The sequence below is a fragment of the Weizmannia sp. FSL K6-3076 genome (assembly GCF_038007245.1).
Classification (GTDB): Bacteria; Bacillota; Bacilli; order Bacillales; family Bacillaceae_C; genus Weizmannia; species Weizmannia faecalis.
Genome location: NZ_JBBOWU010000001.1, coordinates 255,594 through 280,295, shown reverse-complemented (window position 1 = coordinate 280,295; position 24,702 = coordinate 255,594). Strand labels below are relative to the sequence as shown.

General features: G+C 44.3%; 21 protein-coding genes. 4 read left to right on the top strand and 17 right to left on the bottom strand.

Going from position 1 to position 24,702, the window contains the following annotated elements; translation table 11 throughout:
- Nucleotides 1-11: 11 nt before the first annotated feature.
- The 3 genes from NSS95_RS01380 to NSS95_RS01370 all read right to left on the bottom strand — a co-directional run bounded on the left by NSS95_RS01380 (nt 12) and on the right by NSS95_RS01370 (nt 3,197).
- Nucleotides 12-1,379 carry an amino acid permease gene (locus NSS95_RS01380; RefSeq protein ID WP_014096321.1) on the bottom strand — a complete coding sequence of 456 codons (1,368 nt, stop codon included), beginning with the start codon at nt 1,377-1,379 and terminating at the stop codon, nt 12-14.
- Nucleotides 1,380-1,608: 229 nt separating this feature from the next.
- On the bottom strand, nt 1,609-2,175 hold the full coding sequence (locus NSS95_RS01375) for a nitroreductase family protein (RefSeq protein ID WP_046721353.1): 567 nt from the start codon (nt 2,173-2,175) through the stop codon (nt 1,609-1,611).
- 89 nt (nt 2,176-2,264) lie between these two features.
- Nucleotides 2,265-3,197 (bottom strand): aldo/keto reductase, encoded by a 933-nt coding sequence (locus NSS95_RS01370; RefSeq protein ID WP_035189134.1) that lies wholly within the window; start codon nt 3,195-3,197, stop codon nt 2,265-2,267.
- A gap of 149 nt (nt 3,198-3,346) precedes the next feature.
- Here NSS95_RS01370 and NSS95_RS01365 point away from each other — a divergent pair, with 149 nt between their 5' ends.
- Both NSS95_RS01365 and NSS95_RS01360 read left to right on the top strand, forming a co-directional pair.
- Nucleotides 3,347-3,841, top strand: a complete 495-nt coding sequence (locus tag NSS95_RS01365; RefSeq protein ID WP_326242383.1) for a spore coat protein — start codon at nt 3,347-3,349, stop codon at nt 3,839-3,841.
- Nucleotides 3,842-4,225: 384 nt separating this feature from the next.
- Nucleotides 4,226-4,426, top strand: a complete 201-nt coding sequence (locus NSS95_RS01360) for a hypothetical protein (protein WP_017550899.1) — start codon at nt 4,226-4,228, stop codon at nt 4,424-4,426.
- A gap of 492 nt (nt 4,427-4,918) precedes the next feature.
- On the opposite strand, the gene hxlB is transcribed toward NSS95_RS01360, so the two are convergent.
- From hxlB to NSS95_RS01305, 11 genes are all read right to left on the bottom strand, one after another.
- On the bottom strand, nt 4,919-5,470 hold the full coding sequence (hxlB, locus tag NSS95_RS01355) for a 6-phospho-3-hexuloisomerase (RefSeq protein WP_014096325.1): 552 nt from the start codon (nt 5,468-5,470) through the stop codon (nt 4,919-4,921).
- Nucleotides 5,467-6,087: a 3-hexulose-6-phosphate synthase gene (gene hxlA, locus NSS95_RS01350; RefSeq protein WP_014096326.1), complete on the bottom strand. Its 621-nt coding sequence runs from the start codon at nt 6,085-6,087 to the stop codon at nt 5,467-5,469. Before hxlA ends, hxlB begins: the two co-directional genes overlap by 4 nt.
- Nucleotides 6,084-7,388 carry an MFS transporter gene (locus NSS95_RS01345; RefSeq protein WP_017550901.1) on the bottom strand — a complete coding sequence of 435 codons (1,305 nt, stop codon included), beginning with the start codon at nt 7,386-7,388 and terminating at the stop codon, nt 6,084-6,086. Before NSS95_RS01345 ends, hxlA begins: the two co-directional genes overlap by 4 nt.
- 25 nt (nt 7,389-7,413) lie before the next feature.
- Nucleotides 7,414-8,373, bottom strand: a complete 960-nt coding sequence (locus NSS95_RS01340; protein ID WP_071452311.1) for a sugar kinase — start codon at nt 8,371-8,373, stop codon at nt 7,414-7,416.
- Entirely contained in the window at nt 8,360-9,115 is a 756-nt protein-coding gene (locus NSS95_RS01335; protein WP_061577155.1) for a sugar phosphate isomerase/epimerase family protein, read from the bottom strand. Before NSS95_RS01335 ends, NSS95_RS01340 begins: the two co-directional genes overlap by 14 nt.
- 448 nt (nt 9,116-9,563) lie before the next feature.
- Complete coding sequence (locus NSS95_RS01330; protein ID WP_017550903.1) at nt 9,564-10,598, bottom strand: LacI family DNA-binding transcriptional regulator; 1,035 nt, start codon at nt 10,596-10,598, stop codon at nt 9,564-9,566.
- Between the two features lie 599 nt (nt 10,599-11,197).
- Nucleotides 11,198-11,617: a hypothetical protein gene (locus NSS95_RS01325; RefSeq protein ID WP_260832334.1), complete on the bottom strand. Its 420-nt coding sequence runs from the start codon at nt 11,615-11,617 to the stop codon at nt 11,198-11,200.
- A 54-nt stretch (nt 11,618-11,671) separates the two neighbouring features.
- Complete coding sequence (locus NSS95_RS01320; RefSeq protein WP_260832332.1) at nt 11,672-11,917, bottom strand: hypothetical protein; 246 nt, start codon at nt 11,915-11,917, stop codon at nt 11,672-11,674.
- A 389-nt stretch (nt 11,918-12,306) separates the two neighbouring features.
- Nucleotides 12,307-13,662, bottom strand: coding sequence for a PFL family protein (locus tag NSS95_RS01315; RefSeq protein ID WP_017550904.1), 1,356 nt, complete (start codon nt 13,660-13,662; stop codon nt 12,307-12,309).
- 15 nt (nt 13,663-13,677) lie between these two features.
- Nucleotides 13,678-13,947: an ACT domain-containing protein gene (locus tag NSS95_RS01310; protein WP_013858224.1), complete on the bottom strand. Its 270-nt coding sequence runs from the start codon at nt 13,945-13,947 to the stop codon at nt 13,678-13,680.
- Nucleotides 13,948-14,369: 422 nt separating this feature from the next.
- Nucleotides 14,370-15,017: a carboxymuconolactone decarboxylase family protein gene (locus NSS95_RS01305; RefSeq protein ID WP_017550905.1), complete on the bottom strand. Its 648-nt coding sequence runs from the start codon at nt 15,015-15,017 to the stop codon at nt 14,370-14,372.
- A 117-nt stretch (nt 15,018-15,134) separates the two neighbouring features.
- Between NSS95_RS01305 and NSS95_RS01300 the strand changes: the two genes are divergently transcribed.
- Nucleotides 15,135-16,304 carry a MalY/PatB family protein gene (locus tag NSS95_RS01300; RefSeq protein WP_014096333.1) on the top strand — a complete coding sequence of 390 codons (1,170 nt, stop codon included), beginning with the start codon at nt 15,135-15,137 and terminating at the stop codon, nt 16,302-16,304.
- 997 nt (nt 16,305-17,301) lie between these two features.
- Here the strand turns inward: NSS95_RS01300 and NSS95_RS01295 are convergent.
- The 3 genes from NSS95_RS01295 to NSS95_RS01285 are packed head-to-tail and all read right to left on the bottom strand — an operon-like array spanning nt 17,302 to nt 22,500.
- Entirely contained in the window at nt 17,302-18,435 is a 1,134-nt protein-coding gene (locus NSS95_RS01295; protein ID WP_035182663.1) for a mannitol-1-phosphate 5-dehydrogenase, read from the bottom strand.
- Nucleotides 18,436-18,440: 5 nt separating this feature from the next.
- Nucleotides 18,441-20,612, bottom strand: coding sequence for a BglG family transcription antiterminator (locus NSS95_RS01290; protein ID WP_128890988.1), 2,172 nt, complete (start codon nt 20,610-20,612; stop codon nt 18,441-18,443).
- Nucleotides 20,578-22,500: a PTS mannitol transporter subunit IICBA gene (locus NSS95_RS01285; protein WP_035182661.1), complete on the bottom strand. Its 1,923-nt coding sequence runs from the start codon at nt 22,498-22,500 to the stop codon at nt 20,578-20,580. The genes NSS95_RS01290 and NSS95_RS01285 overlap by 35 nt, the downstream gene beginning before the upstream one ends.
- A 724-nt stretch (nt 22,501-23,224) precedes the next feature.
- On the opposite strand from NSS95_RS01285, the gene NSS95_RS01280 reads away from it, so the two are divergent.
- Nucleotides 23,225-24,562: an IS1380 family transposase gene (locus NSS95_RS01280; RefSeq protein WP_082188821.1), complete on the top strand. Its 1,338-nt coding sequence runs from the start codon at nt 23,225-23,227 to the stop codon at nt 24,560-24,562.
- The last annotated feature ends 140 nt before the right edge of the window (nt 24,563-24,702 follow it).

Below are 24,702 nucleotides of genomic sequence, written 5' to 3'. Positions count from 1 at the left end.
ACGGGTTTTTGTTAAATGCTTTTCTTCTTTCGTGTCAGGCCGTAAGCGATGACAAGCAGGATGAACCATACCGGTGTCACAAATAAGGCAACACGCGTATCTTTTGCTATCCCCAGAACCACGAGGACAAAAACAAAGAACAAGAGTACAATCCAGTTGATGACCGGGGCAAACGGCAATTTAAAAGAGATTTTGGCCGCTTCTTCCGGCATATTTTTCCGGAAACGCAAGTGGGCAACCATAATGACGCCCCACACCCAGACAAAACAGATGGATGAAATGCTTGTGACAAGCGTAAAGACTTGCGTGCTCTTCATAAAATAATTCAGCATAACGCCGATTAACAGCATGATCGTTGAACCAAGCAAAGCAGGTGCCGGGACATTCCGCTTGTTTAACTTTTTAAATATTTTCGGTGCTTTTCCATCTTCTGCAAGAGAATACAGCATACGGCTTGTACTGAAAATGCCGCTGTTGCACGAGGAAGCCGCCGAAGTGAGCACCACAAAATTGATGATACCTGCTGCAGCCGGCAGACCGATATCAGCAAATACCCGGACAAACGGGCTCGCATCCGGATTCAGCCGGTTCCAAGGATAAATCGACATGATGACAAACAAAGCGCCGACATAAAACAGTAAAATCCGCAGCGGAATCTGGTTGATCGCTTTTGGCAGCGTCTTTGATGGATCCTCTGCTTCCCCGGCTGTTACGCCGACCAGTTCAATCCCGACAAATGAAAAGACGGCCATTTCAAACGCTAGCAAAAACCCTTTTGAGCCATTCGGGAAAAAGCCGCCGTGCTGCCACAGGTTTGTAAAAGAGGCGTGCCCCCCATTGCTTTGAAAACCAGCGAACACGAGGAGAATGCCGATAACAATCAGGGCAATAATGGTGACAACTTTAATAATAGCAAACCAAAATTCCATTTCCCCGAATGCTTTGACTGTCGCAATATTGATGAGAAACAAAACAGCGACGCAAATCAAAGCAGGAATCCACTGTGGCAGATCGGGTACCCAAAATTGAACATACATACCGACTGCGGTAATTTCGGCAATACCGGTTACAATCCAGCAAAACCAATAGGTCCAGCCGGTAATAAAGCCTGCCCACGGTCCGATAAATGTTTCAGCAAAATGGGTAAACGATCCGGTAATCGGCTTGTACATCAGCAGTTCGCCGAGTGCCCGCATCATAAAGAAAAGGGCCAAGCCGATTACGAAGTATACGAGCATAATAGACGGGCCGGCAAAGTGTATCGATTTTCCGGAACCAAGGAAAAGCCCCGTTCCAATTGCGCCCCCGATCGCAATCAATTGAATATGGCGGTTTTTCAGCCCGCGACTCAGTTCTTGTCCATTCGGGCTTTGATCCATACCGATCAACTCCTTATCTATGTATAAATTTGATTATATCACAATCTTCTTATTTGTTGCGGGTAAAAAGCAAACCGTATGTGCACGGCTCTCCCCGGTCGTGTCCGGGTATTGTGAGGCGGCATTTTTGTTTACGCTTACAAAAATGCCGGGCTAAAACTTCCCATTTTTGAGAAAATTTAACATGCAGAAGCGAACCGGCCCATGAAAAGAGCCGGTAAGCCTGGGTTTAAGCAAACCATTGCGTTTTTTCTTCTGCTGGTGTCCGTTGCGCTTTGATGTCCAATTCTCTTTTCGGATAGCCGACATAGATGAGCCCGGCAATTTTATCTGCTGGTTCGAGGTTCAGATAGTTTTTCAATTCTGGTTCATGCGCAATGTCACCGGTCCTCACGATTGTAGCCAAACCGAGCTCGGTTGCCGTAAGCAGCAGGTTTTGGATCGCACAACCAGTCGCAACGATTTCCTCAATTTCCGGAACAATGCCGGAAGGGCTGACGGCAACCGCAATAACCACCGGCGCTCGCAGCGGCCCTTTGCGCGCTTTTTCAATCTTTTTCGCCGCTTCTTCTTCACTCAGGCCTTCCGCTTTCTGGGCTGCAATCCGGGCCATTTCCTCTCCGAGTTTGGCGCGTCCTTCCCCTTTAAACACGCGGAATTTCCACGGTTCTGTTTTCTTATGGTTTGGCGCCCATGTGGCAGCTTCGAGCAATGTTCCAATCACATCATCCGGTACCTCTTTATCGTCTGTCACGCCGATGGAACGGCGCGATTTGATCAGATCCATGACACCCATTTTCCCAACTCCTTTAACCATACTAGTTTAAGTATAAGACAGGAAAATGCGTCAATCAACACAAAACATTTTTCCACCGTGGAAATACATTATTGAAAAATGGCGCTGATCTTTTGCACATCCGCTTCCGTCAAGCTGACTTCCAATGTTTTCAGATTGTCAATCACCTGCTCCGGCCGTTTGGCACCCGGAATAACAGCATCAATGGAAGGCTGGGCGAGATACCAAGCAAGGACAACATGCGCGACATCCACGCCTTTTTCTTTCGCAATCGGGCGGAGTTTTTCAACCTTTTCCAAATTGCGGAGATAGGTTTCCCCTTGGTAAAGCGGATTTTTCGCACGGCCGCCTTCAAATTTGGTATCTTTTGTATATTTGCCGGCGAGCAGCCCGGATGCGAGCGGAAAATACGGGATAAACGAAATACCGTTTTCCGCTGTGTACGGAAGCAAGTCTTTTTCAGCCTCGCGTTTGAATAAATTGTACTCCGACTGCAGCACATCGACATACCCGTCTTTGTTTGCCTCTTTCAATTGTTCAATGGAAAAATTGGAAACACCAATTGCACGGATTTTCCCTTCATCTTTCAGTTCTTTCAAGGCGCCGACCGCTTCGTCTTTCGGGGTATGGTCATCCGGGAAATGGATATAAAACAAATCAATATAATCGGTTTGCAGGCGTTTCAGGCTGCTTTCGACCGCTTCTTTTAAAAATGCAGGAGAGTTGTCAAACACCACTTTTCCATCGACAAATTTATGTGCACCTTTTGTGGCGAGCACGACCTTGTCACGGCCGCCACGTTCCTTCAGCACCTCGCCGATCAGCTCTTCCGAACGTTCCGGCCCGTAAATAAACGCAGTATCAAGAAAATTGATGCCGTGATCAATTGCCGTGCGCACAACTTCTTTTCCGGTTTCATCGTTGAGATTCGGGTGAATATTATGTCCGCCGACCGCGTTTGTGCCGAGGCCGACCGGGTTGACATACAAATCCGATTTGCCGAGTCTTCTTTGTTTTTCCATCTTACCTCCGCCTTTCTCTTCAGATTTCAATTTTTATCATAGCAAATCGAAAAGAAATGTAAAAATATTTCGGTTTCCGGCCAAACAGGCACATGTGCGGGCTGTTTGCATACAAATGGGAACGTGTGAAAGAAAAAGGAGGGGTTATTGTGGCAAGAACATTAGGTTGGCATGAAACATTGGAAATTCATGAGCTGGTTGCATCCCAGACAATTTGTTTGATCCGGTTTAAATCCGTCGTGAGAAATGTGTCCGATGCGGGGCTTCGGGAACTGTATACGTTTTCGATCCGGGCACTTGAAAAAAATATTCGCGACCTTCTGCAGTTTTATCCGCAGGCGCCGCGGGAAGAGGAAATAGAAGAAAACGAGGAGCGGCAAACCAATCCCGGTTTTCAGGCCGGTGAACTGCTGACCGCTTCCAAAACGGCTGTACGAAATTATGCGACTGCCATTACAGAAACAGCCACGCCGGCATTGCGCACCGTGCTTGTCCGCCATTTGAACAGCGCGATCGACTGGCATGCGCGCGTATTCAACTATATGCATGAACATGGTATGTACCAGGCCTACAACTTAAGCCAATTGCTGAACAACGATGTCCGGAACGCCAACCGGGCGCTGCAAATGCGGGAAGAAGAGTGAAGAATCCGGCGCCCGTGCTGCATTAAATGCGGCACTAGCGAGTGAACCGGCACACATGCTGCAATAAATGCAGCACCAGTGCAGGAACAGAAATCAGCCGGTACCTATTTTCAGGGTAGATGCCAACGCCGCAAAGAATCTGGTACCAGCGAAAGAATGAAAATCCCGTCGCAAATTTTCAGGATAGACAGCCATGCTTGAATATGACTCCAGCCGCAGAATGAAAGTCATCAGCGAGATAGGCTCCATGCCGCAATGAATGCAGCACCAGCGGAAGACGGAAATCAGCCGGTGCCTATTTTCAGGGCAGACGCCAGTGCCGCAAAAAATTTAGCACCAGCGGAAGAATGAAAATCCCGTCGCAAATTTTCAGGATAGACAGCCATGCTTGAATATGACTCCAGCCGCAAAATGAAAGTCATCCAGCGAGATAGGCTCCATGCCGCAATGAATGCAGCACCAGCGCAGGAACAGAAATCAGCCGGTGCCTATTTTCAGGGCAGACGCCAGTGCCGCAAAAAATTTAGCACCAGCGGAAGAATGAAAATCCCGTCGCAAATTTTCAGGATAGACAGCCATGCTTGAATATGACTCCAGCCGTAGAATGAAAGTCATCCAGCGAGATAGGCTCCATGCCGCAATGAATGCAGCACCAGCGCAGGAACAGAAATCAGCCAGTGCCTATTTTCAGGGAGAAAGCCATACCCATTGAATGCAGTGCCAGCAAGTCACCCACCGAGATAGGCGCCCATGCTGCAATGAATGCGTACTGGCGCAGGAACGACCCTATTTCCAGGGTAATCGCCCGGCGACAAGATAAATAGCGCCGGCAGGAGGATGAAAATCAGCCGGTGTAATGTTCCGGATAAAAGAATGGAAAACCGCGGATCGATTGTTCATCCGCGGTATATCCTTTAAAAGGTACAGCGAGCAGTCCGCAACCGGAATGAACCAGATCCGGCCCCATATCCAATGGGATGAGACAAGCCATACCCGCTGTTTTTTTCTGTGTTCCACTTATTCAGAAGCCGAATGGCCAAATCTACCGGCTTGCTCCGGCCTATTGTTTTTAACGCCCTATTCGAGATTGCTGTGCCGGTTCAACGCTGCTTCATTCCCCGATTTCTGCTGTTCGGCAATTTTCAGGCAAACCGCGTCAAAAAACAGATGAACAGACTGGTCGAACAATGAGCTGAGCGGCTGTCTGCTTTCAATTTCTCCCGGCCTCCGGTATTTCGTAGCAGACGGAATATGAACCACGCTATCCGAAGTTTGCGCAAGTCTCGAAGACGGATCAGAAGTCACACCCACAACAGATACACCATTCTTTTTCGATTTTTCCGCCGCTTGCACCACATTGGAAGTCGTGCCGGAACCAGAAACTGCAATCAATAAATCTCCCGGCTGAATCGAAGGAGTGATCGTCTCGCCGACGACAAACACATGGAAACCAAGATGCATGAGCCGCATCGCAAAAGACTTGGCCATCAGCCCCGAACGCCCCTCGCCCAATACAAAAATGCTTTTCGGAGAAGCAAGCATATCCGCCAGCTTTTCCACTTGTTCCCCGTCTATTTTTGAAAACACCGTTTGAATTTCATTTAAAATGACTTCTATTTCCCGATTCATTTCAATGCCTCCCAAGCTTCTTTTATCTTTTGTGCCGCAAGCAAAGGATCACTTGCCTTGCTGATTGCTGAACCAATAATGAGCACATCCGGCTGAAGGGCGCGGACGGCAGCCAAATTTTCCAGTGAAATGCCCCCGGCTACTGCAAGCTGCTGGTTGCGTGATGCTGCGCGGCGCCCCCACGTTCCGCCTCCGCCTTCTTCCTGCTGGTCCTTGCTGATATGCTGGCAGACGATGATGTTTTCCAAACGGGCAATCTCCTTCTGTTGATGCGCCGCTGTATTCAAAAGGTCAACCATCACTTGTCTATCAAACTGCCCAGCCGTATCCAAACACGTACGGAGCGTGACAGGAGGGGCCGCCCCCATCACAGTCGCAATGTCGGCTCCCGCCCGAAAACAAAGTTCAAATTCGTACTTCGCATTGTCGAACGTCTTGATATCGGCTACCACCGTTTTGTCCGGAAACCGGTTTTTTATGTCATAAATGCTTTTGACGCCGAATTCTTTAATTAACGATGTGCCGACTTCAATCCATTCTATCGCTTTTTCCGCTTTCGCTGCAATTTCGATTGCTTCCTGAATCGTGAATCGATCTAATGCCAGTTGAATCTTCATTTTAAAACCGCCTTTGCTTCAAGATTTTCCGGCGCCAGGGGAGACGCCTGTTTTTTTGCCCGGACCATCAAGGTTAACAGAACCGAGACAAGGAGCGAGATCGCCATAAAGATAAAAGATGCCTGCGTGCTGCCTGTTGCCCCGTTTAAAAATCCGACAATGTATGCGCCAACAAAAGAGCCTAAAGCACCCATGCTGTTGATAAACGCATTGGCACTTCCTGATACATTTTTCGGCAAAATTTCCGGCATGATTGCGAAAAACGGCCCGTATGGTGCATACATGGCGCCTCCCGCAATGACAAGCAGCGCGTAAGAGAAACAGAAATTTGATGAACCGATCAAATAAGAACCGTAGAAGGCAATGGTGCCGATCAATAGCGATACCCAGACAAATGTTTTGCGATTTAGCGTTTTATCGGAAAAATAGGAAACAGCGATCATCCCGATTGTCGCCAGTAAGTATGGAGCGGCAGACAGCCAGCCCGTTGCCACAATATCCATATGGGAGGCCGCTTTTATCATGGACGGCAGCCACATGACAAATCCGTAGACGCCGATGCTCCATGCAAAATACTGAACCGCGAGAATGAGCACCGTTTTATTGCGGAACATTTCTTTATACCCCGCTACTTTGATCATTCCTTTTTGTTCTTCTTTCATTTCAGATGCGATGTTTTCCTTTTCCTCATCCGTCAGCCACTTTGCTTCTTCCGGCTTATTTTCAACCAGCTTCCACCAGAAAAATGCCCAAACGATGGCCGGAATTCCTTCCACAATAAACATTCCCCTCCAGTCAAGCACCTTTAACAAATAACCGGAAACAATGGACATCCATAAAACGGTGACAGGATTGCCCAAAATTAAGAAGGTGTTGGCACGGGAACGCTCTTCTTTTAAAAACCAGTTGCTCAAAAAGACGAGCATTGCCGGCATAACGGCAGATTCTACGACACCGAGGAAAAAACGGATCGGATACAGCCATGCGACATTATGGACCAGACCGGTTGCAGAAGCAAGCAGGCCCCAGAGAATCAGGCTGACAAATACGAGCTTCTTGGCACTTCTTTTTTCTGCATACGCCGCGCCCGGAATTTGAAAGAAGAAATAACCAAGAAAAAATAATGCCGATAAAAAGGAGGCAACACCTGTTGTTATATTTAAATCGTGCGCCATTCCGCCCGCTGCACCAAAGCTGTAATTCGCCCGGTCGAAATAGGCAAGGCTGTAGGTAATGAAAGCGATTGGAACCAGATGCAAAAATCTCTTCTTGCTTGCGACATTTCTCAACGACTTTTCCATTCCAAAACACTCCTTTGTTGTGGGTTTAACCGTTTTTCACTGAATGCCCGTTCATAAATGCCAACAGTTCTTCCCGGGTCGGAAGCCCGTTTTTATCCCCGGAAGACATGGTTTGTAAAGCGCCGATTGCATTCCCTCTTTCCGCTGCTTCAAATGGAGTTAAACCGTCGAACAGGCCGCTTAATACACCGGCTGCAAATCCGTCTCCAGCACCAACCGTATCCACCACTTTGGTAACCGGGAAGCCTGGAACGGTATGCGCTTTCTTTTTCGTTGCCACATAGGCGCCTTTTGCCCCGAGTTTGACAAACACCATTTTGGCACCGCGTTCGAGATAATCGTTCGCGATATCTTCAGGTGCTTGATAGCCGGTCAAAATTTTTCCTTCTTTGATGCCGGGAAAAACAATATCGGCCTGGCAGGCGTATCTTTGAATCGTATCCGCCATCGTTTTTTCGTCTTTCCACATGGAAGGGCGCAAATTCGGATCAAATGAAACGGTACTGCCTTCTTTTTTGGCTTTTTGTATGAAAGCTTCGCTCAGTTCCCGTACAGACGGGGAAAGGGCGAGCGGGATGCCCGTTAAGTGATAATGTTTGGCAAGCATTTCCCCGAGTTCAGGGAAATCTTTGATCCCCATCAGGCTTGCAGCGGAGTTTTTACGGTAGTAATAAACACCCGGATCGCCTTCCGATACTTTTTCTTTCAATTGAAATCCCGTCAAGTTTTCTTCGTCTCTTTTAATCAAGGAAGTATCCACTTTTTCACGTTGCAGTTCCTGGATGATATAATCGCCAAGCGGGTCTGTTCCGACTTTGCTTAGCCACAACACCCGGTACCCGAGGCGCGAAAGCCCGATTGCCACATTTGTTTCCGCCCCTGCCAGTTCTTTTGTAAAATGCCGGACCGATGCGAGCTGTCCGGGTTCTTCCGCAATAAACATACCCATCGCTTCTCCGAATGTCAGCACATCATACACTTTCATTTGCGAACACCTCTTCTTTCAGCAGTTCGATATAATCTTTCAAATCACTTATAATCGGAAATTCCAACGCAATCGCGGCATCTTTAGGCAACAGACGCAGCAACCGTTTCCATTTTTGCCTGCCGTTTTGGCCAATTGGGATCGTTGCATAACCGGATGCCGTTTCCACCACTTCTTTCACGTGAATGTATACCACCTCGTTTTTTAAAGCGGTAGCGGCCTCTTCAGCATCTTCCCCTGTATAAGCCCAGTTGCCGATATCACAGGTAAAACGGATCGGAATAGCCTTGCTGCGGCATGCTGCAAAAAATGGCGCGAGCCGCTCTGTTTTTCCCCCGAGGGCGGTTTGATCATTCTCGATGGTCACCAGGATGCCGGCATCCGAAAAGCAGGCGGCAGCTTTGGCAAGCGTATCCATATCAGATAGACCCTCCCGGTAGTTGCCCAATGAAAATTTGATGAGTTTTGCCCCGAGCTCCACAGCCTCCTGCCTATAAGGCGCCACATCGATAACTTGGTGATCCTCTCCAAATAAAGAAACCGGGCAGGAATAGTAAGGGATCAGCCCCGCCTTATCGAGCATGCCTTTCACCGCGGGTAAAAGAGAAGCCGGGTCTTCAAGCAGCTCCCGCCGGATTTCCACCCCGTCACATCCGGCCTTGCGGATGGCGGCGAATAACACCGGGTAAGATAAAATGGCAGTATCCTGAAATGCATTCATGGTGACAAATAAATGGGCCATTGGTGTTTCCTCTTTTCTTGTGTGTTGGAACCGGATTTCTTGGGACCGGTACCATTTTTCGATGCCGGACCTGTATTTTATAAAATAAACAAAATATCGCAGCTCTGTTGCCTGCTGTAAAAAATAGTCATCGTGCAAATTGGTGCTTGGGAACTTAAGTACAACTTATATAGTTTGCAAAATTTCCATGAGCAGTGCGATGTTGGGATATTTTTTGGACTTTCCCGTTTACTCTATCTATCGTTTTTCCTGTTTTTGATGTTTCCGGAAGCTCTTTTTCTTTTTAGATGGGACCGGTACCATTAAAGGGGAAAGCTGCCACTTTTGTCTTGGCCAATCCCATGTTGACAGCTTTTCAATCCTGCGAGCTGATCCTTTGATGCAGGATTTCAGCCTGTATCGTCGCCTCTTTCGGTGAAACCGATCTCATTTTTCCTTAGGGGGGAAGTTATCTCCCCGGGGCAGATTCCCTTTCAATCAAACGCGTCTGGTAAGAGATCGTCTGGACCGGCGATTCGTTGTCCGCCAGCCGTTTTAAAATGAGTTCCATTACTGTTTTACCAATTTGATAAGTCGGCTGTTCAATGGTGGTAATGCCTGAAAATACGGCAGCTGCCCACTCCGGATTGTCAAAGCTCAGAAAACCGGTATCGTCAGGAATTTTATAGCCCTGTTCTTTCAGTTTGATAATGATTTTTAACGCGATGACACTGTTTCCGGCAATGATGGCCCTTGGTTCTTTGCTGGTGCGGGACAAAAACGTATTGAGCTTTTTCTCCAATTGGCTTTCGTCATTGAGATCCACTTCAAACAAATCTTCCAGGCTCGGGTGACTGGGATTAACAAGCCGTAAAGCCTCCTGAAATCCTGTATACCGTTCGTGCCGCGGGCTGAAATGTGCAACCGGCTCTGTAAAATAGCCGATTCTTTTATAATTTTTCTTTATCAGATAGGACACGGCCTGCATCACGGCCCCGCGGTTATCAATTTCAACGGTATCAAACGGCAGCTCAGGAATTTTACGGTCAACCAGGACAATCGGAGTTTTGCCGTTTTCCGACAAGGTTTCCAAAAAGTCGCTGTTTCCTCCTGTTGTTTGAATCAGCAGCCCGTCAATCTTGTGGGACTGCAGCATAGAAATATACTCGCGTTCTTTTGCCGGCTGGTTATCAGAGTTGCAAATCAGCAAACTGTAGCCATGCTGCTTGCAGACATCCTCAGCTCCCCTTAAAATCGCCGTTGTATACGGGTTGGTAATATCCGCAACCAGCGCGCCAATCAAGTAGCTGCGGCTGCTTTTCAGCCCTCTCGCCAAATTATTCGGGCGGTATTGGAGTTCATCGATCACCTGTTTGATTTTTTGCTGGGTTTTCGGTGACAATTCATGAAACCGGCCGCCTAAATATCTCGAAACGGTCGATTTCGACACGCCAGCTTTTTTTGCCACATCGTAAATCGTGACTTTCGCTTCTTTTCCCCTCATGTTGTTTACCATCCATCTTTAAAATGAAACCGGTACCATTTGATTTCATTATAACAGAGTATGGAGAGCTGTCAAATAAAAAATAGCCTCCTGTTATTTCTATCCTGTTTGTAAAAATTCCATTGGCATTCCGGTCTGTTTTTTTTGGAAGGCTTGAGTCATGTTTGGGCGTTTCCTCTCCCGCTTCTCGGACTTTCTTTCCCGTCGGCCTAATGAAACTCGGTAATTAGCCGGCGTTCTTGTTTGAATGTTCATCCTGGGGTCTGCGTTGCTGTTTGATGTAAGAAAGGTACTATATAAAATGAACTTAAGCTTTATATCAAGCTTAAGCACCAAATTGCATGATGACTTTATGTTGCAACAGGCAGCAGAACGACAATGTTGTGTTCAATTTATATAACTTAAAAACCAAGAAAAATTCGTCGAGAATCTCTCTCAACATTTATGACATGAAAAAGAGCCTAAAAATAGGCTCTTGAATTAATTCTTTTTGTTTAACTTTATTAGCACTCTCACAATGAGAACGATAATAATTAACAAAGCCAAAACATTTACGATTTGCCATATATGATCCATTTTCTAACATCCTTTTGATTATATTATAATTTATACGTGAATTTAATATCGATTGGCCGTGAATACATTTTACCTATTCCTGAGACAAAGATGACATAATTTAAAACACCACCACCGGCAACAGTCACACTTGAATGATCTTTGGAAATTTTATGCCAATGATACTTTTCGTCCCAATCAAGAGAAAAGGTAAAACCCGTATGGTCTGTCCATTCGTGACAACTCTTTATCTCCCGGAAAGATCCACTGCTGTAAACTCTAATATCCGCTTTTAAATTAACATTTGCAAATCCTGTATTCACTGTTTTTGTTTTTCTGACTGTAGTATAGTTTGAAGATCTTGAAGCTAGAGGTTGAGACAGGCCTAATTTGGAAACAGGTAAAGGTTCTGTATTGTTGATCGTGGTTTCAATTGTCTTTGGTGCGGCGTCTTCAGTGGCCAAGAATTTATTTAAGTCTTCTACACTGTCAAATTTGAGTACAGGTGTTCCTTCTGGTCATTCACTTATGTTGACATCTTTTAGGTTATATTCCGTACTTAAATCGTCTAGAGTTGCATTATCTGTTACAACATCATCACTAATATTTGCATCATTAACTAAAGCACTACCATCCTGCACGACAATGCCTGGATTGTCTTGAATTAAATTACTATCTGTTTCGTCAGCTTTTGCTGGTATAGCTGAAAACAGACCACCTCCTCCTATGGCTATGGCCAATACTAAACTAGCAATTTTTTTCATATTATCCCTCCAATATCAATTTTTCTTACACTTTATAAATACTGCGTCGAATTGAAAAAATCCTCTTAAAAAATAAAATCTATTATTAAAATTTTCAGTTAAAATTTGACAAATGAATCTATATGGCGGTTATTAACAACATAACATTCCATATAACCTGTTGTGTACTTAGTTTTTCTTGTCCATTGCACAATTTTGTTTCCACTCGATCTAGTGATCGCCATTTCATCCCGGTTTTAGGCCGCCGTATATGAAAAAGAAAGGGGCTACTGAAAAAGTAATTTTGTATTTTCCGTGCATACAACATATAGCTTGCAAAAAAAGCGTTGAAACACAAATAGCGGAGTGTCTCAACGCCTTTTCTATTTTGGTGGTGCTTTTTCAAGCGCTCAGTTTTTAAATGAGTGAATCGGGGCCGGGATTCTGCCGCCGCGGGCAATGAAGTCCGCTGATGAAAAGGAATGGACGCCCATCACCGGCGCATGTCCGAGCAGGCCGCCAAATTCGATCGTATCGCCAACCTTTGTGCCCGGTGCCGGAATGATGCGGACCGCTGTCGTTTTATTGTTAATGACGCCAATTGCAGCTTCGTCCGCGATCATTGCTGAAATCGTTTCTGCCGGAACATCGCCCGGAATTGCAATCATGTCAAGGCCGACGGAGCAGATCGCGGTCATCGCCTCCAGTTTTTCGAGATTCAAGGACCCGCGGTTGACCGCATCAATCATGCCGGCGTCTTCAGAAACCGGGATGAATGCGCCGCTTAAGCCGCCAACATGGCCGCATGCCATAACACCGCCTTTTTTCACGGCATCATTCAGCAAAGCGAGCGCCGCCGTTGTTCCGTGCGTACCGACAGACGCAAGGCCCATTTCTTCCAAAATATGGGCTACAGAGTCGCCAACAGCCGGTGTCGGGGCAAGCGACAAGTCGACAATCCCGAACGGAACACCGAGCCGTTTGGATGCTTCCATGCCGACAAGCTGGCCCATCCGCGTAATTTTAAATGCGGTTTTCTTGACCGTTTCCGCAACGACATCAAACGGTTCGCCTTTCACTTTTTCAAGGGCGCGTTTCACCACACCCGGGCCGCTGACGCCGACATTGATGACGACATCCGCTTCACCAACCCCGTGGAACGCGCCGGCCATAAACGGATTGTCTTCCACCGCATTCGCGAACACAACGAGTTTTGCACAGCCGAGACCTTGCGTATCGGCAGTCAGCTCGGCCGTCTTTTTGATGATGACACCCATATCACGGACCGCATTCATGTTAATGCCGGAACGTGTTGAGCCGACATTGACCGAGGCACAGACCCGTTCGGTTTCAGCCAGTGCCCTTGGAATCGAATCTATCAATATTTTATCGCCTTTGTGGCAGCCTTTTTGCACCAGCGCCGAAAAGCCGCCAATAAAGTGAACGCCGACTTTTTTCGCAGCCGCATCAAGTGTTTTGGCAAAAGCAATGTAATCTTTTTCATCCGTTGCCCCGGCGATGAGGGAAATCGGCGTGACCGAGATGCGTTTGTTAATGATCGGGATACCGTATTCCGATTCAATCTCTTCCCCGGTTTGGACAAGATTTTCTGCCAATCGCGTAATTTTATCATAAATCTTCCGGCGCGCCTTTTCCCCGTCCGCGTCAATGCAGTCGAGGAGCGAAATGCCCATTGTGATGGTGCGGATATCGAGTTTTTCTTCTTCAATCATCCGGATGGTTTCAAGTATTTGTTTCGTCTCCATGGTTGTCCCCCGTTTTTACAAGCTGTGCATCGATTGGAAAATTTCTTCGCGCTGAATTTTGATTTGGACTTGCAGTGCTTCGCCTTTTTTCGCAAGGGCTTGTTTGATTTCATCAAAATTCGCTTCAGCATTCGACAAATCGAGCATCATCATCATCGTGAAATAACCGCTCATGATGGTCTGGCTGACATCGAGAATATTAATCTTTAATTCTGCCAGCTGTGTGCTGACACCGGCAATGATGCCAACCTGATCTTTGCCGATTACTGTCAAAATTGCTCTCATTTTGTCCACTCCTGTTTTGTAAAAAAATTCATATCCTTACTATCACAAATTTTTCCGGTCTTGTCTATGTATATTTTTGGAATTTTTCATTAAAAAATAGGGCAGCAAGATTGAAACTCCCCTGCTGCCCTTTTCGCCGTAAACAGATTGTCGCAAACTTTCAGTATCATATAGAGAACAAGCGCACCGGCAACGAGGCCAGCCCCCGCAAGCCGGTTTTTCGTGCACAATTCTAATCTGTTTTTATCGGCAATGGAGACGCCGCCTGCTAAAAATCATGTGTTAAAAGCTGTTCTTCCACCACCCGGGTCAGCTTTCGTAGCTGTCAATCATATTCGCGATATGCGTGTAGGCGCCGCTTGCCGTAAGCATGTCAACAACGATCCTGCGCTCAAACTGTTTTTTCTTTGCACTGCCCAGGCTTAGCTTTCGTAGCTGTCAATCATATTCGCGATATGCGTGTAGGCGCCGCCTGCTGCAAGCGCGCCCGCAACAAGGATGGCTTCCGCAAGTTGTTCTTCCGTTGCGCCCGCTTTTTGCGCCTGTTTGGAATGAAAATCAATGCAATACGGGCACTCGGTAATATGGGCGACCGCAACAGCAGCCAGTTCTTTGACAAGTGCAGGCAGTTTGCCGGCTTTCATAGCAGCAGCACCGAACGCATTGTAGGCCGCGAAACCGTCTTTGGCAAGATGGTTCATGTTGGCAAGTTTTTTCATATTGGATTTTTTGTAAATCGTATCACTGGCATCTTCAATCAGGGCAAGCTGCATATGGACACTGTGGGCCACCGCGCCGCCTGCTTCCAGTGCCGCTGCCACAAACGCCGCTTCTGTAAGTTCTTCGAGACTGACACCCGCTGCTTTTGCTTTTTTCGTATGAATGTCGAGGCAATACGGGCATTTTGTCGCATGGGCCACGGCGACGGCGATGATTTCTTTGTCCCGGGCAGAAACGGCACCGTCTTTAAACACTTCGGCATTGAGGCGGTCAAAAGCAGCCGCCTGTTCCGGCGCAAGGTCTTTTAATTTCGATAGATGTTGCAGCATATCTTTTTCATAATACGACATAAAGGACACTCCTCCCAATTGGAATACTTGTTTTTCATTATAGCCCTTCCATCTGAAAATGAATATTCATCTGCTTTTGTGTGGTAAAATGGGAAGAAGATCAATATCAGGATGGTGATGGTTTTGTTTGATTTTGATACAGTCATTGAGAGAAAAAATACCGCTTCTGTTAAATGGGAGCAGGTCAAACAGGTCTTCGGGGAAGAAGATGTGCTCCCGATGTGGGTGGCCGATATGGATTTCAACCCGCCGTATGAAGTGGCGGAAGCGATTAAAAAGCGGGTTGAACACGAAATCCTCGGATATGCGTTTGTGCCGGATTCCACTGCAGAAGCGATTCAGGCATGGCTGAAAAAGCGCCATAACTGGGACATCCACCCGGCGTGGATCGCGTACTGCACCGGCATTGTGCCGGCAATCAGCACAGCCATTCAGGCATTTACTGAACCGGGCGATAAAGTACTGCTGATGTCTCCGGTGTACCATCCGTTTTTCCATATGGTTGAAAAAAACGGCCGCGTTGTCGTAAACGCGCAGCTGAAGCTTGTGGAAAACCGGTTTGAAATCGACTGGGAGCAGGTTGAAGCGCGGCTAAAAGAAGGGGCAAAGCTGTTTTTAGGCTGCAATCCGCATAATCCGGGCGGGCGCGTCTGGACGAAAGACGAGCTTATGAAAATGGCGGATCTTTGCGCGCAGTATAACTGTTTGTTTTTGTCCGATGAAATCCACTCCGACCTTGTATACCCGCCGCATACCCATGTGCCGGTTGCTTCGCTCGGGGACAAGTACCGCGATATGACCATCACCTGCATTGCGCCGACAAAAACGTTTAATCTAGCCGGGATCAAAGCTTCTGCCGTCATCATTCCGAACCCGGAACTGCGCAAAAAGTTCAAAGATGTGCAGGCGGTAAACGGGACATCTGCCTTGAATACATTTGGCATTGTCGGCATGGAAGCAGCATACCGACACGGCAGCGAATGGCTGGATGCGCTCCTTGTTTACTTGAAGGAAAATATTGATACAGCGGCACGGTTCATCGCGGAACGCCTGCCGGAAATCCGGGTGATGGAAACAGAAGGTACGTATTTAATGTGGCTCGACTGCCGCACATATGGCCTGGAAGAAGAAGCATTGAAAGACCGTTTATGGAAAAAGGCAAAGCTCGGCGTCGAAATTGGCAGCAAATTCGGCCCTGGCGGAGAAGGCTTTATCCGCATGAACATCGCCTGCCCACGCAAAATTTTGATGGAAGGCTTAAACAGGCTCGAAAAGGCCTTTGCGTAAGGAAAAGGCCGGCCCAAAAGGTTTGGGCCGGCCTAGGTGTTTTTGGGTGCTTGCAATGCGGGATGATGGAGTCTTTATGTTTTTCGCGTCCTTGAGCATGTTCGCAGTCCCCTTGGAAGTTTAACCAATATCCACAAACCTTTCTTTTTCAAGGATTCTAATCACTTGGCTTAGGTCTGGCACAATATCGGAGGTATGTTTTTCATTTTCAAGTTGAGTATTTAAGTCTTTTCTAACTGATACAGGTAATGCGGTGCTGCAACACAACAACACAAAGTCGTAATATATAAATGATTCAATCAAAATATATCTTTGAACAACCTCTGTTTTTCAACAGGATGGACTCAGTAAAATCCAATGGAAACAGGAAGCCCTTCATTTTCTAAGAATATGTTGATTCGCTGTTTTTGATTTGAAAAGGTTTTAATAGATCTTCAAAAATGGATTTGATTGAGTCATCTTCTATAATATTGGCCATATATCTAAACATCATCCAGAATATAATCACGATGGCTTCTAAGCTAGTTTACCAGGGCCGGCAATGGAAATTGAAAGTTACTGGGACCAACAAATGGCTGCTGGCTTTTGCTCGCTTATACAATGCCTTTTCTAGACAATCATGGTAATAGAAAAGCCAAAACAAAGCAGAAAACTTTAAAAATTAAATCATAACGTTTACTTAGTATACCCACAAATACATGAATTAGGGAATATTTACCCATCAAAGCAGCAAAAGTAAATTTATCGAATACTCAGACACCTCTAGATACCTTCTCTTGGGAAAACTACCTATTACCACGATTGTTAGATTTTCGTCACGGATTTGGTATTACCTATATTAATGAACCAAGAAAAACTGGACCCGAATTGGATCCAGCCTAAGTTTAAGTTGACAATTGAATTGAAACTGAAAATGAACTGGATGCATCCCTACTTTCCAGCAGATAGCCTTGATGCCTTATTGTCCAGATACCAACACGAAACAGCAGGTGCCGGCTCATTTTTTATAAAAGCGGGTAACTTCTTCTGCAATTGGATTTTCATGATCCAATTTACAAATATCCTGAAGGACTGCCTGCAATCCTTTTTCTTTCAGCTGCTTTTGCAGTTCGACCGCTTCTGGATCAGTATCGACGTCAAATTTTAAGCAGTAGGCGATGGCCTGGGCAAGATGCGTAAACGGCAGTCCTAATTTTTGTGCTTCTCTTGCCGGCCTTACCAAACGGTCTTCAGGACCCAGTTTGCGGATTGGGGAGCGCCCGACCCTTCTCACATCATCTTTAAAATACTTATTTTGGAAACGTCCCAGAATCTTTTCAATATATTGCTGGTGTTCCGATGGATTTAAACCATACCGTTTAATCAAATAATTGCCGGTTTCTTCAACTGTTGCTTTCACTTTCTGATAGATTTCCGTATCTTCCAATGCTTGATCGATTGTTTCTTTTCCTTCTGCATAGCCGATATAAGCAGTGACAGCATGCCCAGTATTGACCGTAAATAATTTCCGTTCAATATAAGGCTGAATATCAGACACAATCTTCATACCTGTTACTTCAGGAATGCTGTCTTTCGTTTCAACCACCCATTCAAAGTAAGGTTCAACCAAAACATCCAGTAATTTTTCATTATGCTGGGCAGGAACAATACGATCGACCGCACAATTCATAAAAATGACCTGATTTTCCATTTTAGTACGTGTATCTGGATCTAACAGTTTTACAACATGCTCTTTCAATATATCAGTTGCCGAGATTTGGTTTTCACAGGCAATGACATACAGTTTTTCATCTGTTTTCTCTAATCTGCTGGTAATCCCTTTTGCAATTAAAGGAGCAATTCCTGGTAGAATGCTGACGCCGACTGCAGTGGTCACATAAGTTGCTTTTTCAATTGCTTCTACAACAGCCTCAGGATCAGTTTTACTATTAATACCGGATACGTTTGTAATATGTTGAACTTCTTGATGCTCTGCAGCCATATAAACATCATATGACTTCTTACTGTTCAATTCCTGGATAATCTGGTCAGCCACATCTACAAACGTAACATGATATCCTGATTGTGAAAATAGTGCACCGATAAAACCTCTCCCAATGTTTCCTGCTCCAAAATGGACTGCTTGTTTCATGATCATCATTCCTCTAGAATTTTATTTTTTATAAACTGGTAAAAAGATTTTTCCAGTTTTTCGCGAATTAAATGTTCATTGGCAGATGAAAAAATCAAGATGCTTTTATTGTCCTCAATGATCGTTGAGCTCACAAGGCTCATGATCTCTCTTTGGATCGGTGTTAATTCTTCTGGCGCTAAAAGGAGAAGGATATTGCGTACACTCATTGGTTTTTCATCCATTCCCCTTAAAATGAAGGGCGTATCTAAATGCCCCAACTGAAAAGCCAGTTTCTTCACACCTTGATCCTGGCAATGAAAGAGAGCCATATTTGTTCCCGGAATTCCGAGGCCAGCAATTTTTTCGCGTTCCAGCAGCCGCCTATATATCGAATCAACATTTTTTATGATATCTTGCTGAAAGCAGGATTCAACCATCAAACGAATAATACCCCGATAATCTTCTCCGTTTAAACCGGTATAGACTTTAAGATTCCTCAATAAGGTTGATATGCTCGAATACATATATTTCATGTCATCCATTAGATTATCCAATGTTTTGGGTCCAGACAAAAAGTCAGTTTCAATGGGTTTTACGTTTTTTTCTCTAAAATCTTTCTGGTCTGAGTGAATATAGCTATTAATGTACCCCTCAATATTTTTCACATCTTCTTTACTCAATAAGGGATTGACATAAATGTACGTATGTTTTGCCCACGGAAGCCTTACAGTTGAAAATACCAAATCATATTGATCAAGATCCTTTGTCTTCATTTCTTTTATGGATGAAATTTCAATGTTCGTGATGCATGGTATCTCTTTGCGCAGCCGAGTTTCAAGCATTTTAGATGCACCGATTCCAGTCGGACAGACGACTAACGCATGCAGATTAATATTTGACTGTCTTTGTTCCAAGGATGCACCGAAATGCAGAACAATATAGGCGATTTCATCGTCTGGAAAAGACAAATCCTTAAATACCCTCTGTGTAACGTCTGTAATGACTTTGAATAATTTCGGATATTGCTGTTTAATTTGTTCTGTCAAAGGATTATACGACCCAAGATTTTTTCTGATTCTGAAAATTGAAGGCTTTAAATGGGCTAGCAGGCCTTGAAAAAGCGAAAAATCAGAAGTCAAATCAACGTTAATTTTTTGTGAAACCAATTCGATCAAATGTTTAATATTCCTACTTGTGATCACATTGTCGTCATACACTGACTCGGCGCTTTGCACTTTTGAACCCTTAAAATACTCCGCTAAATACTGCTTTTCAAGTTCTGAAATCTCGTTTTTTATTTCATTTTCAATTCTGTGGCAAACTGACTGAACAAACGCAATATCACTTTCCTCAAGATCGCTATGATGGTCTACGTCCTGCAATCTGTAACCCTTACTGTATCTTTGATAAGTGATATAAACTTGTAAAATAAAAGCCATATAATCACTATCTGCCAGATCAATTTTCTTTTCTTCCAGCTCTGTATTGACAGCATTTTGAACTACATTTAAATACGCTGGTTCAAAATAATGAAGAAATAAGCTGTCCGTATACCTAAATCTGTGGTGATCTAGCTGAAATAGGGCTTCTATCAGCTCTTCGTGAAAATGCTGGATAAAAAACTTTCCCAAAGCCTTTCTTTTCGAAGCTTCATTGCCTGAAAGCTGTATACCAAAATTACGTTTCCGAATCAGCATAAGGCCGAATCCTTTCACAAATGCCTGCAAATCATCCAGATAAGAGGCAATTGTCGCTGCGGAAATATCAAGGTCTGAAATCAATGCATGCTGTTTTATCGGTTCTTTCGCTTGCAACAGTTTTATTAGGACTATTAATTTTCGTTGATCAACCGAAAAATCTAATGGACGCATTCTTGACAGACTTTGGGAAAGTTTGAAGATATCCTCATTTTTTCCTTTAATGTATAAGAAGTTATCTTTATTCCTTGAAATTTTCAAGTTATATTCTGATAAAATCTTTTCTATGTTTCTCATGTCCCTGTTCACAGTTCGTTCGCTTACATGAAGTGTACTTGCAAGCGAAGAAACTGTGTGGGTCCCACTCATTTTTAGGAGCAGTTCCAGTATGTTTTTTTCCCTGTTTCGAATAAACATCTGATCAGCCCATTTCTTTTTTCGTGGAACAGCCCTTTTTATATGATTATGAATTAACAGGTTGTTCAGTAATGCTGCCAAAATAGCTTAACAATTCATCGACCGTTTTTGCTTCAGTCATTTTTTTAACTGTTTCTAAATCGGAGCATGTCTCTGCTATTTTCGACAGAATACCTAAATGCTCACCATTCTTTCCGGCAATGCCTATGACCATGCGGACCGTATTCCCATCAAAATCAATTCCCTCCGGAACTTGGATAACTGTAATCCCAGATTTCAAAATTGCCTCTTTTGCTTCATCTGTCCCATGCGGAATAGCAATCTCATTACCGATATAAGTAGATGTAAGTTGTTCACGTTGAATCATCGCATCAATATATGATTCCGTTACATATCCATTATCTACCAAGACACGTCCGGCAAAACGTATTGCTTCTTCTTTGTTTTTAAACGATTGATTTAAAAATACATTTTTTGGAGGCAAAATTTCATTATTTGAATTTTCCTCAACTTCCGGCACTTGGGTTTGATCCTGCTGCGTGACATTGCCACCATTACCTTTCAGTTGTTCAATCAGACGCTCATATTGTGAATTGTCGAGGAAATTGTCCACAGAAACATGGTAAGCATTTGGCGCTTGTTGTTTCGCACGGCTTGTTAATTCTCTTTGAGTGATTACAATTTGCATATCTTTCGGTAGATTGCGGATTGCAGTATTGGTAACTGTAATCGGAAGCCCTTCTTTTTTAACCATTTTTCTTAAGAGAGAAGCCCCCATTGCGCTTGAACCCATACCTGCATCACAAGCAAATACAATCTTCTTTACTTCACTTGGATTCAATTCACCTTGATTATTTGATAATAAGGAAGCAGCTCGGCTTTTTTTACCTTTCATGCTTTCCATTTTTTCAGTTGCTTTTTCCAAATCTTCATCTGTGCTCTTATCCGTTTTCAAAATGAAGAAAGATACTACAAAGGAAACAACCATCGCAACAAGTACATCTGCAATATTAGCGATATAATTCCCTAATGCATGCGGTGTAACCGCCAGAATCGAAATAATGGATCCAGGAGATGCAGGCGCAACCAAACCGCCGTGTAAAGTTACCAAAGTCAGGACACCACTTGCACCACCCAAAATAACAGAGAAAAATAGCAACGGTTTCATTAAGATATAAGGAAAGTATATTTCATGAATCCCGCCAAAGAAGTGGATAATAGCTGCACCAGGCGCAGAACGTTTTGCCGTGCCTTTACCAAATAAGCAATAAGCCAGTAGTACGCCCATCCCTGGACCAGGATTTGCTTCCAGTAAGAACAGGATCGATTTTCCAGTCTCTTTTACTTGTTCAATTCCAAGTGGAGTCAATACCCCATGGTTTATTGCATTGTTTAGGAAAAGAATTTTAGCAGGTTCGATAAAAATGCTGACAAGTGGCAGAATACCGGTATGGATCAACCACTCAACGCCTGCTGCCAACGCTTTCGAAATTTCATCAACGAGAGGACCGACTCCTAAGAAAGCAAGAACAGCTAGAGCTCCTCCAAGTATACCAGCTGAAAAGTTATCAATTAACATTTCAAAACCGGCTTTAACTTTGCCTTCGATCATCTTATCAAATTTTTTGATGATCCAGCCTCCAAGCGGCCCCATAATCATCGCGCCCAAGAACATTGGAATGTCTGTCCCAATAATAACACCCATTGTTGCAATCGCACCTACAACACCGCCACGGTGTTCATAAATCAATTTACCACCTGAATAGCCGATTAAAATCGGAAGAAGATAAGTAACGGTCGGGCTGATCAACTCATTTAGGGTTTTATTAGGAATCCACCCACTAGGATAAAGAAATATAGCTGTAATAAGACCCCAGGCAATGAATGCCCCGATATTTGGCAATACCATCGTGCTAAGAGAGTTTCCCAGCTTTTGGACGGCTACTTTAATACTTTTGCCTTCGCTCATTATAATACCTCCCACAATTGCATATTTATCAAAAACTTTCGTTATAAATCCTATTTAAAGGTTAGAAATTCAACATTCAGCGCGCCGTTTGTTTACGTTTACACAAATTCATTTTAAAAGGAGTTCCTTTATCTTTATTATAGGTTGGGGTGACAACGCATTCAATGATCCATAAATATGATTTTGTCGAAACTACCTTTGACAAATGTTTATTTATACGAAGACCTTGATCCGGTAGTATAGATAGACTGCTTGAACCAATCCGAATTGGGCGTTTGAATATAAGAGGCGGGAGCCTTTATCAACTGGAGGGATTGAACTGTTTATAACATGGCATCAAAGTAAGTATAAGTACTTTCCACTTCGTTCATCCCGTACTTGAGCTGGGCTTTTAGGAAATCAACCGTTATACCGTCGAAATCCACTAATGAAAATGAAGCTGGTTGTGGGCTGGCACTCCGTGTCATGTTAGCCCTGTCCTTAGGCATGATCAAAGAAAACCAGGCTGAAAAGTGAGGAGCTTTGTTTCTTAGCCTTTCAACATTCAGGAAAGTATTTTAAAAAGCGCTTGTGGGTAATTGGATTCGTGCGCCTTTTTAGGGTGTGCTTTCTATTTTACCTGAATCCGTGACGAAATTTTCACTTAACGTTAACCCATTCGCATGAAATCTAGTATAATAAGCATATCCATTAAATTTAACTCATTCCACATTCAGGTGATCTAATGAAAAAGTTAGTGATAGAAGCCACGAAAGAACGAATTGTTGCCCAAAGCGGTTTAGCGATAGTAGGAAATTTACTAAATCTAACGAATTTAGCTTCCAGGTTAAATGCCTATCGACTCCCTGATATTTCCAGAAATCCCGTCTGTTCCAATGCTGATGTAGCCAAATCCTATATTGGCCTGCTTTGCCAAGGAAAAAGTGATTATGACAATATTGAAACCTTCCGCGAAGATGCCTTTTTTGCACTGGCTTTGGATATCCAAAGGGTTCCTTCCAGCCCGACTTTAAGGCAGCGACTGGACCAAGCTGCCTTGACGGAAAAATGGAAAGCGATCTTGCATGAAGAATCGCTGAATCTGATCCGCAATACAAATGCGGAAATTAGCCCAGTTTACGCCAAAGACAAGCCGTATATCCCGGTTGATCTGGATGTCTCCCCTTTTGATAACTCCAAAACAAAAAAAGAAGGAGTGGAAAGAACCTATAAAGGCTGCGACGGTTATGCACCTATGTTCGGTTACATTGGGCAGGAAGGCTACTGCCTGCATGTTGAGATGCGAAAGGGAAATGACCACTGCCAAAAAGGTACGCCGAATTTTATCAAGGAAACCATCCAATCTGCCAGGAGATTAACGGATCAGCCATTGCTTTTCAGGCTTGATTCCGGAAATGACAGCCGGGATAATCTCATCATTTTCTTGGAAGAACATGCAAGCTTTGTTATCAAACGCAATCCTCGTAAGGAAAAAGCAGAAGACTGGCTTCATATTGCCCAAAAATATGGGATCTGCTGTGAAGAACGGGAAGGAAAGAAGGTTTACCTTGGATCCATCCCCGAAACCATTCAATTAAAAGACCAGATACGAACCATCCGAAAAGTCTTTAAAGTGATCGAAAGAACCATCTCAAGAGACGGCCAGATTTTTTTGATTCCCGAATATGAATTTGAAACCTACTGGACAGATCTTGAAGTGCCGCCTCATGTGGTGATCTCTCTCTATCATGACCATGGCACATGCGAACAGTTTCACAGTGAAATTAAATCAGAACTGGATCTGGAACGGTTGCCATCGGGCAAATATGAAACGAATGGCCTTGTGCTCCATTTTGGTGTATTTGCGTATAATTTACTTCGTTTGATCGGACAAGAAAGCTTGAAAAAACAAGATGCACCATTGAAAAAGAAAGCAACACGAAGAAGAATCCGAACTGTCATCCAGAATATGATTACACTGGCTTCAAAGCTTGTTTACCAAGGTCGGCAATGGAAATTAAAAGTGACGGCGACCAACAAATGGTTGCCGACTTTTGCTCGCTTATACGATGCCTTTTACTAGACAACCAGGGTAATAAGCGATAAGAAGAAAAGCCGAAACAAACCAGAAAACTTGCAAAAAAATGGAAATTTGCAGGTTTATGTTTCGTGCCTAAAATAAATGAAATAGGAAAAAATTTACCTACCAAAGTTACAAAGATA

Coding starts and splice junctions, on each gene's coding strand:
- NSS95_RS01380 (WP_014096321.1), bottom strand. CDS start 1,379: ATGGATCAAAGCCCGAATGGACAAGAACTGAGTCGCGGGCTGAAAAAC.
- NSS95_RS01375 (WP_046721353.1), bottom strand. CDS start 2,175: ATGGGTGTCATGGATCTGATCAAATCGCGCCGTTCCATCGGCGTGACA.
- NSS95_RS01370 (WP_035189134.1), bottom strand. CDS start 3,197: ATGGAAAAACAAAGAAGACTCGGCAAATCGGATTTGTATGTCAACCCG.
- NSS95_RS01360 (WP_017550899.1), top strand. CDS start 4,226: ATGCTTGAATATGACTCCAGCCGCAAAATGAAAGTCATCCAGCGAGAT.
- hxlB (WP_014096325.1), bottom strand. CDS start 5,470: ATGAATCGGGAAATAGAAGTCATTTTAAATGAAATTCAAACGGTGTTT.
- hxlA (WP_014096326.1), bottom strand. CDS start 6,087: ATGAAGATTCAACTGGCATTAGATCGATTCACGATTCAGGAAGCAATC.
- NSS95_RS01345 (WP_017550901.1), bottom strand. CDS start 7,388: ATGGAAAAGTCGTTGAGAAATGTCGCAAGCAAGAAGAGATTTTTGCAT.
- NSS95_RS01340 (WP_071452311.1), bottom strand. CDS start 8,373: ATGAAAGTGTATGATGTGCTGACATTCGGAGAAGCGATGGGTATGTTT.
- NSS95_RS01335 (WP_061577155.1), bottom strand. CDS start 9,115: ATGGCCCATTTATTTGTCACCATGAATGCATTTCAGGATACTGCCATT.
- NSS95_RS01330 (WP_017550903.1), bottom strand. CDS start 10,598: ATGAGGGGAAAAGAAGCGAAAGTCACGATTTACGATGTGGCAAAAAAA.
- NSS95_RS01320 (WP_260832332.1), bottom strand. CDS start 11,917: ATGAAAAAAATTGCTAGTTTAGTATTGGCCATAGCCATAGGAGGAGGT.
- NSS95_RS01315 (WP_017550904.1), bottom strand. CDS start 13,662: ATGGAGACGAAACAAATACTTGAAACCATCCGGATGATTGAAGAAGAA.
- NSS95_RS01310 (WP_013858224.1), bottom strand. CDS start 13,947: ATGAGAGCAATTTTGACAGTAATCGGCAAAGATCAGGTTGGCATCATT.
- NSS95_RS01305 (WP_017550905.1), bottom strand. CDS start 15,017: ATGTCGTATTATGAAAAAGATATGCTGCAACATCTATCGAAATTAAAA.
- NSS95_RS01300 (WP_014096333.1), top strand. CDS start 15,135: ATGGTTTTGTTTGATTTTGATACAGTCATTGAGAGAAAAAATACCGCT.
- NSS95_RS01295 (WP_035182663.1), bottom strand. CDS start 18,435: ATGAAACAAGCAGTCCATTTTGGAGCAGGAAACATTGGGAGAGGTTTT.
- NSS95_RS01285 (WP_035182661.1), bottom strand. CDS start 22,500: ATGAGCGAAGGCAAAAGTATTAAAGTAGCCGTCCAAAAGCTGGGAAAC.
- NSS95_RS01280 (WP_082188821.1), top strand. CDS start 23,225: ATGAAAAAGTTAGTGATAGAAGCCACGAAAGAACGAATTGTTGCCCAA.